Below are 15,051 nucleotides of genomic sequence, written 5' to 3' on the forward strand. Positions count from 1 at the left end.
TTCTTAGTTCGATATCTTATGCTTTTGCTGTTGATTGTAATAATGCTATGACACAAGGTGACATGAATTATTGTGCCGGCGAAGAATATAAGAAAGTTGATAAGAAACTAAATCAAATATATAAAGAAATATTAAAGCATATTTCAGACGAACAAGAAAAAGTTAATTTACTTAAAAAATCCCAAAATTTATGGATTAAGTACCGAGATGCTGATTGTGAATTTCGGAGTTCTGGGGTTTATGGCGGTTCCGTATATCCAATGATACTGCTTATGTGTCTTACAGAAAAAACCGAAGAGCGTATAAAAGAATTTGAAGCCATGCTGAAATGTGAAGAAGGCGACTTAAGTTGTCCTTTTATAATCAAGACTCAGAATCTAGATAATTGAGAATAGTAAATTATTTATACATGCTATATTTTAGAGTAATAAGGTAGTGCTAAAAATTATTTGTCCTTTCTAATTTCAAAAAAAAATCACAATCTCTCATTTGCTTTGTGATATTAATCTTTCAACTTTTCCTTATAAGTATTTTTTCCAAATTTCTCTTTATAAACAAATATTATTCAAGAGGACTAATAGTTTGTATAAAGTGATAAAAATACATATTTTAAAAAAATGTATAACTAATCATAAAAATTTTACTATGTATAAAAATATACCTATGGCTATATAAGCATATTTATATTTAACTATAAAGTAAAATTATGAAAGATAATACAAATAAGCCGGCTTGGCAAGTTACTGGAATGAATGCTGTTGAGGCAGCAAAGAATTTAGCTAATACTAAAACGGGACAAGAAGTTCCTACCATAGTTAAAAATTCAGAAAACTCTCCTAAGACTACGGCTGAACATATAATATAACAGGCACTAGCGAGTTAACTGACGTGGCTAGCTTACCGACAACACTTATGGCAAAATACGCATCTATTTCTATTATAAATTGTAATCTACAAATAGAAAACGAAGAAGCCTTAAAACCCGCCTTTCAAAAATTAGAGCCTTTCGTTCAAAACTATAGTAATTCTCAAGATTTTAAAGACAAAGTACAAAAAATAGAACAAGAATCACATGCAAAAGCTGAAAATCTAGTTTTAAAAGTTACTACTGATAAAACCGATACAACAGCTTTAAGTAAAGAAGAAGAAAATGCAAAAAATTTATATAATACTATAAAAACTAATTATAATAAACTTCTTGTTCCACGTACACATACTCCGGAACAATATTTTAAAAATATATTATATGATAAGATTAGGATGAAAACTTTAGAAGACGAAATAATATCGGACCTTGAGCCGAAATTGCTAAAAGAAGCAGAAAAACAAGGTTTAGAAAAGTTAAACGCACGTTCTGGAGGTGATAGAACTACTTATTGTTTTTATGGAGCTCCTGCATCTGGTAAAGGTACTTCCGTTGCAATGCGTAGATCAGAAGCACTAAAAGGAGGAAAAAATTGGGCAGATATAGTAAAAATTAATACTGATAGTCATAGAGATTTTGTTCGTAATGATACGCCTACTGATAAAGCAGAATATAAAACACAGCTTAATCATCATGAATCAGCTTTTATTTCTAATATGTCATATCACCTTTATGATAAAAAAGTTAGTGAAGATAAAGCACCGGATATGTTAATTGATACTATAATGCCTAACCAAGCCAGATTGGATGTTGCATTACAAAATGGAGGAAAAACTCTAATAGATGTTATTACAATTCCTGCTGAAAAATGTGTAGAAAGAGCATTTCAGAGGGCAGAGAGCGGGGCTCAAGGATTTGTTCCAATTTGAATGTTGCAAAAGTATTTCACGATATTATAGACAAAAATATCGGGAAAAATATAGAGTATAAATTGGTAGATAATGACGTAAATTGGGGAGAAAAGCCAATATTAATAGAAGAGGGCAAGTTAAAAGAAAAAAAAATAGAAGTACATGATTGGGAAAGATTAGATAAATTTTTACGTAAGCAAAATCTTAACCCTAATGCTAAGAGTTCAGAAGAGTTATATGGTCATGATTATAATAACCAACAACCTATTTATAAGTTTGAGAATAGTAAAGATATAGTAGTGACGTATACTAATGTTAATGATCAAGCTAAGCGTATTGGAAAAGAAGTATTAAATTCTGTTAATTTGTTGACAAATTACTACTTCTAATATAGTTAAAGAACCTACACCTAAAAAACTACAGGTATGAGTATATAAAATAATATTGATTAAAAGGGAATTATATGTCAAAAGATAATAAACTAACTGAAGAAGAGATGAGATTTGCAGAACAATATGATAAGCGATCTGATAAGAATGCAAGTGTAGAAGCTGAAATTGCTAATTTTAATGCACAAGACTGGGCAAAAAAATTATTAGGAGAAACATCTTCAGGAGAAAACACTTCTAACGCTCCTACTAATATAGATAAGAACTAAATTATTAAACTTTCTACAGAGAGATTAATATTAATACGTTATTTGTAGAACTTTAAATAATTTTCCCATTTGTTTTGAAGATATTAGTCTTTCTACTTGTTTTTCTATTATCCTTGCTTGCTCCTCGCTAAGCTTGTCTTGCAATGTTTGCTTGCGTAATAAGATTCCGTTTTCTATTAAAAAATCTCGTTGCGATATTGTATCTATTACATTTATTTTACTATTTTTAGCTACTGTTTTTAATGTATAAAAATCCACATGTGCCGATAAATCAGCTTCTCCAAGATTTTCAAGGATGGGGCAATATTTATGGTTTTTAACCGCTTGTAATGTTGGATTATACTGATATCTAGTTCTGTTATCCGGAGCTAGATCATAGCCGTAATCTATTATTAAGCAGCTGCCGCTTAGTTTTTTTAGATGCTGTGCTATAAATTTTATAATTTCTATTGAGTTATAAGATTTTTCAAGTACTGCTCCGTCTTTTGCTTCAATATGAGTACGCAGCAAATATTCTTGTAATTGCTTATTAACGCTTATTTTATCGTATTTAATTCTGCCATCTACCGGTTGCACTACAAATATTCTTTCATACCATAATTCCTTGACTTTAATATATTGCTTTATCGGCATAGCATCAAAAAATTCATTAGCTATTATTATAGTAGGTTTTTTTTGTATATCTTCTATAAATGATCGATGGCTAATCGGTAAATTAATATCTTGTAAATTAGCCTTTTGATGAGCAATAAAATTTTGATTAATTTCTATTAGTTCAATTGATAAAGCTTTGTAAAATTCCGGTACTAATTTTGCAGTGCGTAGTAAATCACGCATTAATAGACCTCGACCAGGGCCAAGCTCAACCAAACTAAGACTTTTTGGGCAACCGATTCTTTGCCACTCCTTGATACACCATAAGCCGATAATTTCACCGAATAGCTGCGAAATTTCAGGAGCCGTAACAAAGTCCCCTTCGCTAGCCAATGATTTTACTTGCTTATAATAGGAAGTAGGATTTGATTGTAATACTTCATGCATGAGAACATCGCAAGTAATATAGCCGTTTTGTTCAATTGATTGTCTTATTTTGGATTCGATTGACATATTAAATAACTTCCTAAAAGTAACATAGGTACAGATAAGATTTGTCCCATAGTTAAGCTATCTAAAATAAACCCGATTTGTATGTCTGGTTCTCTAAATATTTCAATAGCGATTCGGAAAAGAGAATAAAATATTAAAAATATTCCTGAGTTTAAACCGTACTTTTTAAGAGTTTTGTACTTAAATGTTGCATACGCTAAGATACAAAATAATACTAAACCTTCAAAAAAAGCTTCATATAATTGACTAGGATGTCTTGGCATCAAATCACTATTAGGAAAAATCATACCAAAAGAAGAGTTTGTAATACGTCCGTATAGTTCGCCGTTAATAAAATTAGCGATTCTACCTAAAAATAATCCGATAGGTACTACAGGGGCTATTATATCTGTGAGACTTAAAAAATTAATTTTATATTTTCGACAAAACAAATAAGCAGCAATAATCACCCCTAAAGCTCCGCCATGGAAAGACATACCGCCTTCATAAGTTTTTAAGATATCTATTGGATTTGAAAAATATCTAGAAGGGTTATATAATAAAACAAATCCTAGTCTGCCTCCGACTATTATGCCTATAACGGCATAAGTAATGAAATCTTCTAGATTTTTTTTAGTAATTTGAGGCTTAAATTTTTCTATAATTTTGTTTGCATAGAACCAACCTAGCAAAATTCCTACTACATATGAAAGAGAATACCAAGAGACAGCAAGTGGACCTATAGAGAAAATAATGGGATTGATATTAGGAAATGTCATAATAAGTTATTTAATTCATTTAACGTCTGAGTTACGGAAAATTACGTAAGTAATTGTACGTACGCAATCCGGTTTTTTATTATTTTTATGGATTGCCACAGCCACTTCGTGGCTTCGCAATGACAGTATCTATATTTGGTTAGCAATACCAAGTTCTTTTGAGTTAAAATTATTGATAAAAATAAAATTCTTAGTAATAATAAAAAAGATTTATATTTACAATAATAATGATAGGTAAAATATGCAATATTTAATGGATCTATATCATAACTCAAGTACTGAGTTAGTATTATTGTTTGTTATGTTAGTATCTCTTATACCGGTGGTATTTCTAATTAAAAGATTAATTTTTATTCCTGTAAAAAATTATTTAACTAGACATCATTATGATGATTATGAAAGGATACTAAAAAAATATCCTATATTTCGTTATTTATTACACACTTTATTAGCACTTTACTTTATAGGTTGGGGAAATGTTTTTCATCCTACTTCTTTTAAAGCACATGTATTACTGGGAATCAAAGATACTATAGTAATCTTATATACTAGTATATCCGTGACGATGTTATTATTAACGCTTATAGATGCTTTTGCAGATTTGTATAACAATAGGATCAAGGCCGTTACAAAAAATGCACCGCTTAGCTTATATTTTCAAATATTAAAAATTATTGTCATAGTTATTGCAGCAATGGTAACTATTTCATATATATTAAATATTTCGCTTAGTACATTCTTAACAAGTTTAGGTGCGGCAGCAGCTCTTTTAACATTTGTTTTCAAAGATACCGTTTTAGGGTTACTTGCAAGTTTGCAACTAACTACTCAAGAAATTATTAATATTGGAGATTGGGTACGTATAGGCAAAATTGAAGGAACAGTTGAAAAAATTACTATTTCCGTAGTAACAATTAGGAATTTTGACCAATCTATTTCTACAGTTCCTACTTACAGTATTTTAAATTCTAATGTAACTAATTATAGAGGAATTAGTGAATCAGGAGCAAGAAGGGTAAAGAGAGTATTTAATATTAATATGGCAACTATTAACTTCTGTGATGCTACTATTTTAAAAGAACTAAAAAAATCTCCTTATATATCAAAGGATGTAATAGATAAAATAACTCTTGATAAAGAAGAGAAAGATTTAACCAACATTAAACTATTCAAATTATATATTCAGGAATATCTAAAAAATAATCCGGCAGTTTATACTGAAGGATTTACTTTTTTAGTAAGACAGCTTGAACCTACGATTAATGGGTTGCCTATAGAAATATATATCTTTGTTAAAGAAGTGAATTTAGTAGGCTATGAAAATATACAAGATAATATTTCTGAACATTTAATTTCTATACTTCCTGAATTTAAATTAAAAATATTTCAGAATGTAGGAGTGGTATAATATATCTGAAGTTAAATTTGTATCCAAGATGGAAGCCACCCTTCATCTTGGATATTCACTATTTTTGAAAGAAAAGAAGTATATATACTACTTGATTATTTTCTCTAAATGCTTTAAAACTTTAAGCTTTAAAAATATGAAAATTTAAGACCTAGGAATGAATAATAATATAATTAATTTAATAGCCGCTATTATACTGTCTTTAAGTATAATTTTCGGTTGGCAGTATTTTGTTGTAAAACCTGAACAAAAAAAACAGCAACAGCAAATAGCAGTGCAGAAAGCAGAAAATTTAAAGAAACAACAGTTAAAAGCTTTAGTAGAACCTGCCATTGATATTGTTGTTCAAGAAGAAAGCGGGATACAGCGTATTAAAATAGAATCTGAATCACTCACCGGTTCTATTTCATTAAAAGGACTGAGATTTGATGATTTAATATTAAAAAAATATAAGCAGGATTTATCTAAAAACAGTCCTGATGTAGTATTGTTTTCGCCTACTAATACAGAGAATGCTTATTTTGCTGAAATTGGCTTAGTTAGTAATCTATCTAGCATAAAATTACCTAATAACGATACTATATGGAATAGCGATGGTGAAATATTAAGCCCTGGAAAACCCGTTAATTTATTTTGGGTTAATGAAGACGGAGTTAAATTTTTAGTTACTATTACCATCGATGAGAATTATTTATTTACTATAGAGCAAACTATCGTTAATAATAGCGATAAAGAGCTTCCAATCCAATCATATGGTTTAATAAATCATAAATATACCGCAGTGGAAAAAGCGGTAAATATACTACATCAAGGACCTATCGGTTGTATAGACGAGAATCTTAAAGAATATTCGTATGATGATATTAAAGATAAAAAAAGTGAAAAATTTGCATCAAGTAAAGTTGACTGGATAGGAATTACCGATAAATATTGGCTATCTGCTTTAATTCCTGATAAATCAAGTAATTATAGCTCAAATTTTAATTACGCTGCTAAACAAGGTACTGAAAAATATCAGGTAGATTTTATTTCACCGGTACAAATAATAAAGCCTGGCGAAAATTTTTCCATTAAAAGCAGAATTTTTGCTGGAGCAAAAAAAGTAGACTTACTTGATCAATATGAAAAACAATATGATATTAAATTATTTGATAGAGCTATTGATTTCGGTTGGTTTTACATAATTACTAAGCCAGTCTTCTACGCTATGAATTTTTTCTATGGCTATGTTGGTAATTTCGGTGTTAGTATATTAATTGTTACGGTTATAATTAAGCTATTAATGTTTACTTTAGCCAATAAGTCTTATCGTTCGATGAAAAAAATGAAAAATTTACAGCCGGAAATCGATAGGATAAAAAATTTATACAGTGATGATAAGGCACGTTTAAATCAAGAAATAATGGCTTTATATAAAAAAGAAAAAGTAAATCCGGTAGCGGGTTGTTTACCTATACTTGTTCAAATTCCGATATTTTTCTCTATCTATAAAGTATTGTATGTAACTATTGAAATGCGGCAAGCACCGTTTTACGGTTGGATTAAAGACTTATCTGCTCCTGACCCTACTACTATTTTTAATTTATTCGGCTTGTTACCGTTCTCGCCGCCATCATTTTTAATGATTGGAGCATGGCCTATTTTAATGGCTATTACTATGTTCTTACAGCAAAAAATGAGTTCTGAACCTGCAGATCCGATGCAAGCTCAAGTAATGAAATTTATGCCACTAATTTTTTTATTTATGTTTAGTAGTTTTCCTGTGGGACTTTTAATATATTGGTCTTGGAATAATATTCTATCCATAATTCAACAATATTATATTAATAAATTTAATTAATTAATGAGAATAGATAAAAATTTACCTAATTATCTAACTATTGCTCGAATAATGGTAATTCCGGTTATTATACTGGCATTTTATATAAATAATTCACTTGCACGTAAACTTGGAGCATTATTATTTGTTTTAGCTAGTATTACGGATTTTTTTGACGGTTATATTGCAAGAAAATATAATTTAGTTACGAGCTTTGGCAAGATGTTTGATCCTATAGCAGATAAGCTACTAGTAGGTTGCGTTATTATAATGCTACTAAAAAAAGATAATGTAGATGAGATACCTTGTCTATTAATTTTAGCACGAGAATTTTTAGTTAGCGGCCTTCGGGAATTTTTAGCTTTAGTAAAGGTTAGTGTGCCTGTATCGAGACTCGCTAAGGTAAAAACGTTTTTACAAATGTTTGCTTTATCGATATTGATATTAGGCTCTAAAGGTTCAGGAATTATTTATTTAGATATAGTAGGGGAAATAATTTTATGGATTGCCGCTTTTTTAACAATCATTACAGGTTATTCTTATTTTAAAGCATGTAAGAAATATTTTTAAATAGGAGAATTTTATGATATATGTAAAATATATAATTTTAGGGTTTATTATGGTGTCTAGTTTAAATCTTTACGCTGCTAACAATGATATAATTGCCAATAAGAAAGTTGTAAAGGTAGAAGTAAGTAATGAACATTTAAAAACATTAAATGAATCTTCTACTCTTTTAATTAGTTGTGTAGATTTTAGATTAATAGATGAAACAGATAAATTAATGAAGCAATTAGGGTTAGAAGATAATTTTGATAAAGTATCACTGCCCGGTGCATCGCTTGCACTCGTGAATGAGAAATACTTACTGGGGAAAAACAATAGAAGATACGATAGGAATTTTACAGCAGTTACATAATATTAAACAAATTGTGTTTCTTGACCATAGAGATTGTGGAGCTTACAAGATGCTTGTAGGTCAAGAACATTTAGACACACGTGAAAAAGAAACGGCAGCACATGCGGAAATTTTAAATAAAGCACGTAACCTAATCAAAGAAAAATTCCCTCAATTAAAGGTCTATACGTTCTTAATGGGAGTTGACGGCGTAGTAGAGCAGATTTATGAAACACCTAGCTAAAAGCGGGGCGTTGTTGCATGGTTCGATTTTCCTCCTGTTATCCCGTGATTTATTCACGGGATCTAGTTAAAAATATCAATAATATTGATATTTTTAGTTGTTTTTCTGGATGCCGTGGTCAAGCCACGGTATGACATCGAGGGCGTTTTTTGAGCCATGCAACAACGCCCAAAAGCGGGGATCCAGGATAAAAAATCTTAATTTTAAAGATTTTTTATTATATCATTTTTTTCAAGGTAAAACTTTAAAAAAGCTTTAAAGTACTGGATTCTCGCTTTTGCGGGAATGAATAGGAACAGGTTTTATCTACCCATACCATACATCTACAAGTTCACAAAATAACAGATTTTATTTTGTATCTGTATCCTTATTATCTTTAGAATTAGCAGTATTATTTGGAGAATCGTCTTCTGTAGGTAGTTTAAAGATGGATAGTTTTTGTTTATATTTTTGCTGCTCTGCTAAAAAATTTTGAGCCTCTTTGGAAAGGCTGTTATATAGTTCACGTTTCTTCTTATTAATATCGACTATTTCTACTCTATATTCTTGTATTTCCTTGCGTACTTCCGGTTTTATAGTACCGGCGTAAGCAGAAAAATCATCTATAATTTTTTGTGTTGTAGCGTCGTTGGTTTTTGCTGCATCTTTTTTTGAGCCGTCAGAAGTTGTACTATTGGCAAAGCAGCTTAGACTCAGTAAAATAGCTATTCCAAATATTATTTTTTTTATCATATAAACCTTAAGCCTTATTCTTAATAAGTAGACCATTTTTAAGTCTAATAGTCAATGAAAAGATATAATAGAAATTATTTGTATTTTATTGTTTGGTGAGTATAAATATACTAATAGTTGGGAATAAATATAAAATTATGAAAAATATACAATATTATAATAATAATGCTCAAGAGTTTTATAACAGAACAATCAATGCGGATTTATCCGATAATTATAAAGAATTCATAAGTTATTTACCAAAACAGGCTCACATTTTAGATGCCGGTTGCGGAGTTGGTCGTGATACAAAATATTTTTTAAGTCAAAGATATCAAGTTACTGCTTTTGACGGTTCAACCGAAATGGTTAAATTAGCTACAAAAGAAACCGAAATAAATGTACTACACTCAACTTTTCAAGATATGGATTTTAAGGAGTTGTTTGACGGTGTTTGGGCTCAAGCAACTCTCCTCCATGTACCTTATAATGAAACAACCAATGTTTATAAAAAAATTCACGCTGCATTAAAGCCAGAAGGAATTTTTTATGCTTCTTACGGATATGGTTCAGATATTATACAACGTGATGCTCGTGATTTTTATAATATGAATGAAGATACAATAAAACCTTATTTTAACGGGCTTTTTGAGGCAGTTAAAATATGGACGGAAAAGAGTAAGAGATTCTTGCCGAGTAAAGAGTCATTATGGCTAAATTTTATTGTTAGAAAAAGGTAAAACAATATGATCAGACTAGTTTATTTATTCGTGATTTTAATATTCAGTTTTAAAATATATGCAAAGGAACATACAGGCTTAACATATAGTCGTTATGAAAAAGATAAGCATGTGATTCATGTGCTAAATATTGATCCTAAAAATTTTCAATTGAAATTAGTCAAGGCTCATAATCAGGTTATAGGCAGAGAAACAGTAGACGCTATAGCACGCCGCACTAATGCAGTTGCTGCTATTAATGCCGGATTCTTTGAGATTGCAGGTAGCGATGACGGTAGACCTAGCCTTACCTTAATGGTTGACGGCAAGCTATTCAGTCTTAGAAATAAGATACAGAGCTTGTTAATTATGGATCAAGGTAATATTCAAATTACTAAAGCATCAGCAAAAATTTCAGTAGCAATAGGCGATAAATCTATTGTTCCAAATCAAGTTAATTATTTTTCAAACTCAAAAGATATTAATTTCTATAATGATGTTTGGATGTCTTACTACATTAACGCCATATACTAATAAGGAAATCTTGATTGATCAGAATTTGATTATTATGGACATAAGCAATCATGGTGATAATCAAATTCCGCAAAAAGGTTTTGTATTATCTTTCCCAAAAGAAGTAAGCTTGCCGATAGTAAATATAAATGATGCCGTGAAGCTGAATTTAGAATTTATTGATAAGACGGTAAGTATATAAATTTAAGCAAAACTGCTTCAGTAGTAACGGGCATTCCTGTATTAGTTCAAAACGGTAAAAATATTGTAGATAATATAAAAGCAAGATGATCCGGCTCATGCTCGTACTGCTTTAGGAGTGCGTAATGACGGTACTATAGTGATAGTTGTAGCCGAGCATATTTATAAGCAACACATAAAAGACCTTAAGTTTGTGCAAGTTAAATCAATTCTACGAAAAGAAAAAGGAGTAGCTTTTGAGGAATTAACACTCCCTGAAGCGTTAAAAATTTTAGAAAAACATCTTGTTAATGATACTGTGATAGGGCTAACTAAAACAGAACTTGCAGATTATATGTTAAACCTTGGATGTGAATCGGCAATCAATTTAGACGGCGGCGGCTCTTCTACGTTATTTATAGGCAGAAAAATTATAAATAATGTATAGAGGTCAAGATTTAATCTTACAGGCACTATAAAAATTATATCTGAATGTCTGATAAGTTATGACTGTTAGATGAGCATTCAAGATATAAGATTTCATTATTCTTTTCAACAGCTAACTTCTTACTATCCTTGAAGGTCTGCATAGGATTTTTACCATAACAATATTTCCCAGAATGAGGTCTTTCATTATTATAATGTTCTAACCAAATATCAAGGTCAAGTTGTAGATCATCAAGATCAGTATAAATCTTTTTACGCATAGCCATATCAAATAATTCTTGCTTCATAGTTTTATTAAAACGTTCACACATACCATTTGTTTGAGGAGAATATGCTTTAGTAGTGTTATGTTCAATGCCCTCAATGCTTAAGAACAATTCAAAAGCATGATGTTCTATATTTCCTTTATATTCACCACCTCTATCAGTTAGAATACGAAGCACTGGTATTTGCTGACTCTCATACCACGGCAGTACTCTATCATTAAGCATGTCAGCAGCGGTAAGAGCTGTTTTATCAGTATATAATTTAGCATCTGCGACCCTAGTATAGCTATCAATAAATACCTGAGAATATACCTTGCCTATACCTTTAAAATTACCTACATAATATGTATCTTGGCATCCTAGATAACCTGGATGCTGTATATCAATCTCACCATGGGCTTCTTTTTCGCTACGCCGTTTCTCTAATACTTGTAACTGAGCTTCGGTAAGAACAATACCATCTTGAGCCATCTTTGCTTCTAATGCTTTAAGTCTTTTATTGATATTATTTAAATCATTACGTAGCCAAATCGATCTAACTCCTCCAGGTGATACAAGAATACCAGTCTTTTTAAGCTTATTTGATACTCTCATCTGACCATAAGGCTGGTATTCTATTGCCATATCTAATACTGCTCTCTCTACTGCTGGTTCAACTCTATTCGCTATAATTGGCTTCTTCCTGCTAATCTCATATAACGCCTCTTCTCCACCAGTTTCATATAGCTCTTTGAACCTATAATAACTGTCCCTGCTGTATCCCATTGCTTTACAGGCGGACGATATACTACCAAGACTCTTAGCTAATTCTAGTAATCCTATTTTTGGCTTTATTATTTTTTGATTTAGATTCATCTCTAATCCTCCATTTAATATTTATCTTATTTTACTAAATGTAAGATTAAATCTCAATTATTGCACATAATGTTACAGGCGATGAAGATGAAGCTTTAGGCGAACATACAATACGTCCCGTATCCGATGCAATAGTTATTATACCAAATAATATAGACTGAATTTACGCTGCCTTAATATGGAATGATATTATTTCTGCGAGGCATTGTTGCATGGATCAATTTCACCTATGTCATCCCGTGGCTTGACCACGGGATCCAGTTAAAAATACTAAAATTATTAGTATTTTTTGTTGTTTTTATGGACCTAGTTAGCAAGCCACGGGGTGACACAGTGGGTTTTACCGGTCTACGCAACAATGCCTCCTCACAATGACGATTTGGCATCCACGTAACAGTGTCATGAGGGCAACGCCGCTCTTATGACATACTAAATTTTAGCTAAAATGATATTTATAAGGTTTAGAGAACTCAGACAAGACTAAGATTTTATATTTTCCTGCTCCATAGCTTTTTTACGTTTTTCTAAATATTTTTCTTTTGTCATTATTTTTTCAGGAGCTACATAATCTAAAAATACTTTTCCGTTTAGATGATCGATTTCATGCTGGATAACTCTTGCTAAAAATCCTTCTGCAATGCCTTGGATTTGATTTCCATTTATATCATATGCGTGATAATGAATCTTTTTGAATCTTGCAACTGGACCTGTAGCATTTTCAACAGAAAAGCATCTCTCGTAATCTTCATGTTTATCAATACCTATCGGTTTATATGAGGGATTAATCCATATAGTTTTAGGCATTGTATCCTTAAGATCAGGACGCCATTTTTTTAACTCTTCATTTTCATGTACTGCAAATATTATTATACGCTTTGATATACCTATTTGCGGTGCGGCAAGTCCTGCACAATTTTCTTCTTGATCATATTTCTTTTCTAAAATAGATATATCACGTAAATCTTCTGCAGATAAAGGGAAGTTTAACGTTTTTGCCTCAGAATTATTTAGAGTCTCTAAGTTTAAGGTTACATATTCCGGTAGTGAAATATTATTTTCATTTTTCATATTACTTTTACAACCTGTTATGAAAATTATAGCAGTTAATAAAAAAGCTATTTTTAATTTGGACATATATTTTATGGGAATTATATATTTGTATAACCTATATTTTCTTTTTATTTACCCAAGATGTAAATTCAGACATACTAAAAACTTCTATTAAATTACTGCCAACTTGAGCCTTTAGCCATTTCAAGGCTTCTTTTTTATATCCATTACCATCAATTATTATTATAGTATCGTAAATTCCTTGTTCTTTTATGTTTAAAACAAGATAAGGATATTTTTCATCAACTGAACCTCCTGATTGTTGCCACTTAGATTCTATTACTAGGCAATTGGGGTGACGTTCTGGATGATATAATATAAAATCGCATTTCCATTTAGTACCATAAATACTTTTGCCAACTTCAAACTGTCTAGTATAAATAGGCTGTTTAAGGATTCTAGCTGCACTAAATCTTTTATTAAGTACAAAACAATACCCTTCTCTTTTTAGTCGATCTTGTATAAAAATCTCAAGTTCGTTTCCAGTTTTATTAGCTTGTAAAATTTCAATTTGTTTTACCATTGTACTAATAATTTCTTATTAAAACTTCATTAGTTCTTTGCCTACTGTCGGATTTACAATTTATGCTTCTTGGTGCATTTACTATATCTATACTAAAAGACTTGTATAAGTTCTTTATAAAATCGCTATCTGAATTTGAAAGCATAAAATATACACCGTTCTTATGTAATTCTCTGCATTTTTCATAAAGCTTAATCTGATCTGCTTCTGTAAAATCAAGCTTTGTATATTTTGTAAATGAAGTATGATTAATAGGTTGATATGGCGGGTCTATATAAACGAAATCTTTAGGCTTAGGCAAAATATTGCCGAAATCCTGATATATTATTTCAGCATTTTGCAAAGCTTTACTACACGCAATTATGTTATTCTCATCAAGAATATTAGGATTAATATAACTCCCATCGGGACATTGAATTCTCCTTTGCTATTTACTCTATAAAGACCATTATAACAGGTCTTGTTAAGGTATATGAAACGTGCTGCTATCTCAATAGGGTTATCACTATCTGTGTTTTTTCTAACAGCATAGTAATAATCTTGAGAGTGATTAGCTTTATGCTTAGCTAATAGCTCAATTAATGCTCGAGCTTCATCCTTAATCACCTTGTATGTAATAATCAAATCTAAGTTTATATCAGATATAATAGCTTTATCCGGAATGAGTGCAAAAAAAAGTGCTCCTCCTCCTATAAAAGGCTCATAATAATTATTGTAACTAGCAGGTAAGCGTAAGCACAACTCTTTAATAAGGCTTCTTTTTCCCCCTGCCCATTTTATAAATGGTTTAGGGATTCCGTCTTCTTCAATCTCTGGAGAATTAATTTTTAACGGAGCTTGACCTATCATTGCTAAAGCCTCGTTAAAAGATAATTCTTCATTTTTAACTACTTTGAGTTTCATGTCGAACTACCAAGGGTTTATAAGATAAATAATGAAAAATCTTTTGGTTGCTGCAATGCAGACAATAAGCTCCGTTAGCCTAACGTATATAAGTAAAATAATCTATGCATTTTTGTTCAGTAGGTAATTTTTCTAATAAATCAACAACACTTTTAA

Annotated in this window: 18 protein-coding genes and 4 pseudogenes; 13 read left to right on the forward strand and 9 right to left on the reverse strand. The window is 30.7% G+C overall.

What is annotated here, in order from left to right; translation table 11 throughout:
* The first annotated feature begins 47 nt into the window (after positions 1 to 47).
* The 5 genes from ACE38Q_RS06830 (at position 48) to ACE38Q_RS06850 (ending at position 2,434) form a co-directional block, all read left to right on the forward strand.
* Entirely contained in the window at positions 48 to 389 is a 342-nt protein-coding gene (locus ACE38Q_RS06830) for a lysozyme inhibitor LprI family protein (RefSeq protein ID WP_500191374.1), read from the forward strand.
* A 317-nt stretch (positions 390 to 706) separates the two neighbouring features.
* Positions 707 to 865 (forward strand): hypothetical protein, encoded by a 159-nt coding sequence (locus ACE38Q_RS06835; protein ID WP_500190728.1) that lies wholly within the window; start codon positions 707 to 709, stop codon positions 863 to 865.
* Between the two features lie 47 nt (positions 866 to 912).
* Positions 913 to 1,794, forward strand: a complete 882-nt coding sequence (locus tag ACE38Q_RS06840; protein WP_500190730.1) for a hypothetical protein — start codon at positions 913 to 915, stop codon at positions 1,792 to 1,794.
* Positions 1,791 to 2,165: a hypothetical protein gene (locus tag ACE38Q_RS06845; protein WP_500190732.1), complete on the forward strand. Its 375-nt coding sequence runs from the start codon at positions 1,791 to 1,793 to the stop codon at positions 2,163 to 2,165. The genes ACE38Q_RS06840 and ACE38Q_RS06845 overlap by 4 nt, the downstream gene beginning before the upstream one ends.
* A gap of 74 nt (positions 2,166 to 2,239) precedes the next feature.
* Positions 2,240 to 2,434: a hypothetical protein gene (locus ACE38Q_RS06850; RefSeq protein WP_500190734.1), complete on the forward strand. Its 195-nt coding sequence runs from the start codon at positions 2,240 to 2,242 to the stop codon at positions 2,432 to 2,434.
* Between the two features lie 30 nt (positions 2,435 to 2,464).
* On the opposite strand, the gene ACE38Q_RS06855 is transcribed toward ACE38Q_RS06850, so the two are convergent.
* Positions 2,465 to 3,541, reverse strand: coding sequence for a class I SAM-dependent methyltransferase (locus ACE38Q_RS06855; RefSeq protein WP_500190736.1), 1,077 nt, complete (start codon positions 3,539 to 3,541; stop codon positions 2,465 to 2,467).
* Positions 3,520 to 4,299: a prolipoprotein diacylglyceryl transferase gene (gene lgt / locus ACE38Q_RS06860; protein ID WP_500190739.1), complete on the reverse strand. Its 780-nt coding sequence runs from the start codon at positions 4,297 to 4,299 to the stop codon at positions 3,520 to 3,522. The genes ACE38Q_RS06855 and lgt overlap by 22 nt, the downstream gene beginning before the upstream one ends.
* A 241-nt stretch (positions 4,300 to 4,540) precedes the next feature.
* Here lgt and ACE38Q_RS06865 point away from each other — a divergent pair, with 241 nt between their 5' ends.
* The 4 genes and pseudogenes from ACE38Q_RS06865 (at position 4,541) to ACE38Q_RS06880 (ending at position 8,668) form a co-directional block, all read left to right on the forward strand.
* The gene (locus tag ACE38Q_RS06865; protein WP_500190741.1) at positions 4,541 to 5,707 is read left to right on the forward strand and encodes a mechanosensitive ion channel family protein; all 1,167 of its coding nucleotides are present in this window, start codon (positions 4,541 to 4,543) and stop codon (positions 5,705 to 5,707) included.
* Between the two features lie 157 nt (positions 5,708 to 5,864).
* Positions 5,865 to 7,547, forward strand: a complete 1,683-nt coding sequence (yidC, locus tag ACE38Q_RS06870; protein WP_500190743.1) for a membrane protein insertase YidC — start codon at positions 5,865 to 5,867, stop codon at positions 7,545 to 7,547.
* A gap of 3 nt (positions 7,548 to 7,550) precedes the next feature.
* On the forward strand, positions 7,551 to 8,096 hold the full coding sequence (gene pgsA, locus ACE38Q_RS06875) for a CDP-diacylglycerol--glycerol-3-phosphate 3-phosphatidyltransferase (protein WP_202069581.1): 546 nt from the start codon (positions 7,551 to 7,553) through the stop codon (positions 8,094 to 8,096).
* 13 nt (positions 8,097 to 8,109) lie between these two features.
* Positions 8,110 to 8,668, forward strand: a pseudogene (locus ACE38Q_RS06880) (carbonic anhydrase).
* Between the two features lie 65 nt (positions 8,669 to 8,733).
* Here ACE38Q_RS06880 and ACE38Q_RS06885 read toward each other — a convergent pair.
* A pseudogene (locus ACE38Q_RS06885) lies at positions 8,734 to 8,830 on the reverse strand (permease); the annotation flags it as partial.
* A 186-nt stretch (positions 8,831 to 9,016) separates the two neighbouring features.
* A complete protein-coding gene (locus ACE38Q_RS06890) occupies positions 9,017 to 9,400 on the reverse strand; it encodes a hypothetical protein (protein WP_500190746.1) in 384 nt (127 codons plus the stop codon).
* Positions 9,401 to 9,537: 137 nt separating this feature from the next.
* On the opposite strand from ACE38Q_RS06890, the gene ACE38Q_RS06895 reads away from it, so the two are divergent.
* From ACE38Q_RS06895 to ACE38Q_RS06910, 4 genes are all read left to right on the forward strand, one after another.
* Entirely contained in the window at positions 9,538 to 10,119 is a 582-nt protein-coding gene (locus ACE38Q_RS06895; protein WP_500190749.1) for a class I SAM-dependent methyltransferase, read from the forward strand.
* A gap of 6 nt (positions 10,120 to 10,125) precedes the next feature.
* A complete protein-coding gene (locus ACE38Q_RS06900; protein ID WP_500190751.1) occupies positions 10,126 to 10,632 on the forward strand; it encodes a hypothetical protein in 507 nt (168 codons plus the stop codon).
* 34 nt (positions 10,633 to 10,666) lie between these two features.
* Positions 10,667 to 10,813, forward strand: a complete 147-nt coding sequence (locus ACE38Q_RS06905; RefSeq protein ID WP_500190754.1) for a hypothetical protein — start codon at positions 10,667 to 10,669, stop codon at positions 10,811 to 10,813.
* A 117-nt stretch (positions 10,814 to 10,930) separates the two neighbouring features.
* A complete protein-coding gene (locus ACE38Q_RS06910; protein ID WP_500190756.1) occupies positions 10,931 to 11,239 on the forward strand; it encodes a phosphodiester glycosidase family protein in 309 nt (102 codons plus the stop codon).
* A gap of 34 nt (positions 11,240 to 11,273) precedes the next feature.
* On the opposite strand, the gene ACE38Q_RS06915 is transcribed toward ACE38Q_RS06910, so the two are convergent.
* The 5 genes and pseudogenes from ACE38Q_RS06915 to ACE38Q_RS06935 all read right to left on the reverse strand — a co-directional run bounded on the left by ACE38Q_RS06915 (position 11,274) and on the right by ACE38Q_RS06935 (position 14,895).
* Positions 11,274 to 12,359, reverse strand: coding sequence for an IS481 family transposase (locus ACE38Q_RS06915; RefSeq protein ID WP_500190757.1), 1,086 nt, complete (start codon positions 12,357 to 12,359; stop codon positions 11,274 to 11,276).
* Positions 12,360 to 12,839: 480 nt separating this feature from the next.
* The gene (locus ACE38Q_RS06920) at positions 12,840 to 13,493 is read right to left on the reverse strand and encodes a peptide deformylase (RefSeq protein ID WP_500190760.1); all 654 of its coding nucleotides are present in this window, start codon (positions 13,491 to 13,493) and stop codon (positions 12,840 to 12,842) included.
* A gap of 31 nt (positions 13,494 to 13,524) precedes the next feature.
* Positions 13,525 to 13,992 (reverse strand): PD-(D/E)XK nuclease superfamily protein, encoded by a 468-nt coding sequence (locus tag ACE38Q_RS06925; protein ID WP_500190763.1) that lies wholly within the window; start codon positions 13,990 to 13,992, stop codon positions 13,525 to 13,527.
* 4 nt (positions 13,993 to 13,996) lie between these two features.
* Positions 13,997 to 14,733, reverse strand: a pseudogene (locus ACE38Q_RS06930) (DNA adenine methylase).
* Positions 14,682 to 14,895, reverse strand: a pseudogene (locus tag ACE38Q_RS06935) (hypothetical protein). Before ACE38Q_RS06935 ends, ACE38Q_RS06930 begins: the two co-directional pseudogenes overlap by 52 nt.
* Positions 14,896 to 15,051 lie beyond the last annotated feature (156 nt).

It is taken from the genome of Rickettsia endosymbiont of Thecocarcelia acutangulata, from assembly GCF_964263195.1.
Lineage (GTDB): Bacteria > Pseudomonadota > Alphaproteobacteria > Rickettsiales > Rickettsiaceae > Rickettsia > Rickettsia felis.

What these genes read in the sequence shown, in the direction of transcription:
- ACE38Q_RS06840 (WP_500190730.1), top strand. Translation starts at nt 913, where the DNA reads ATGGCAAAATACGCATCTATTTCTATTATAAATTGTAATCTACAAATA.
- ACE38Q_RS06855 (WP_500190736.1), bottom strand. Translation starts at nt 3,541, where the DNA reads ATGTCAATCGAATCCAAAATAAGACAATCAATTGAACAAAACGGCTAT.
- ACE38Q_RS06925 (WP_500190763.1), bottom strand. Translation starts at nt 13,992, where the DNA reads ATGGTAAAACAAATTGAAATTTTACAAGCTAATAAAACTGGAAACGAA.
- ACE38Q_RS06890 (WP_500190746.1), bottom strand. Translation starts at nt 9,400, where the DNA reads ATGATAAAAAAAATAATATTTGGAATAGCTATTTTACTGAGTCTAAGC.
- ACE38Q_RS06865 (WP_500190741.1), top strand. Translation starts at nt 4,541, where the DNA reads ATGCAATATTTAATGGATCTATATCATAACTCAAGTACTGAGTTAGTA.
- yidC (WP_500190743.1), top strand. Translation starts at nt 5,865, where the DNA reads ATGAATAATAATATAATTAATTTAATAGCCGCTATTATACTGTCTTTA.
- ACE38Q_RS06915 (WP_500190757.1), bottom strand. Translation starts at nt 12,359, where the DNA reads ATGAATCTAAATCAAAAAATAATAAAGCCAAAAATAGGATTACTAGAA.
- ACE38Q_RS06830 (WP_500191374.1), top strand. Translation starts at nt 48, where the DNA reads ATGACACAAGGTGACATGAATTATTGTGCCGGCGAAGAATATAAGAAA.
- ACE38Q_RS06895 (WP_500190749.1), top strand. Translation starts at nt 9,538, where the DNA reads ATGAAAAATATACAATATTATAATAATAATGCTCAAGAGTTTTATAAC.
- pgsA (WP_202069581.1), top strand. Translation starts at nt 7,551, where the DNA reads ATGAGAATAGATAAAAATTTACCTAATTATCTAACTATTGCTCGAATA.
- ACE38Q_RS06835 (WP_500190728.1), top strand. Translation starts at nt 707, where the DNA reads ATGAAAGATAATACAAATAAGCCGGCTTGGCAAGTTACTGGAATGAAT.
- ACE38Q_RS06920 (WP_500190760.1), bottom strand. Translation starts at nt 13,493, where the DNA reads ATGTCCAAATTAAAAATAGCTTTTTTATTAACTGCTATAATTTTCATA.
- ACE38Q_RS06850 (WP_500190734.1), top strand. Translation starts at nt 2,240, where the DNA reads ATGTCAAAAGATAATAAACTAACTGAAGAAGAGATGAGATTTGCAGAA.
- ACE38Q_RS06905 (WP_500190754.1), top strand. Translation starts at nt 10,667, where the DNA reads ATGGACATAAGCAATCATGGTGATAATCAAATTCCGCAAAAAGGTTTT.
- ACE38Q_RS06900 (WP_500190751.1), top strand. Translation starts at nt 10,126, where the DNA reads ATGATCAGACTAGTTTATTTATTCGTGATTTTAATATTCAGTTTTAAA.
- lgt (WP_500190739.1), bottom strand. Translation starts at nt 4,299, where the DNA reads ATGACATTTCCTAATATCAATCCCATTATTTTCTCTATAGGTCCACTT.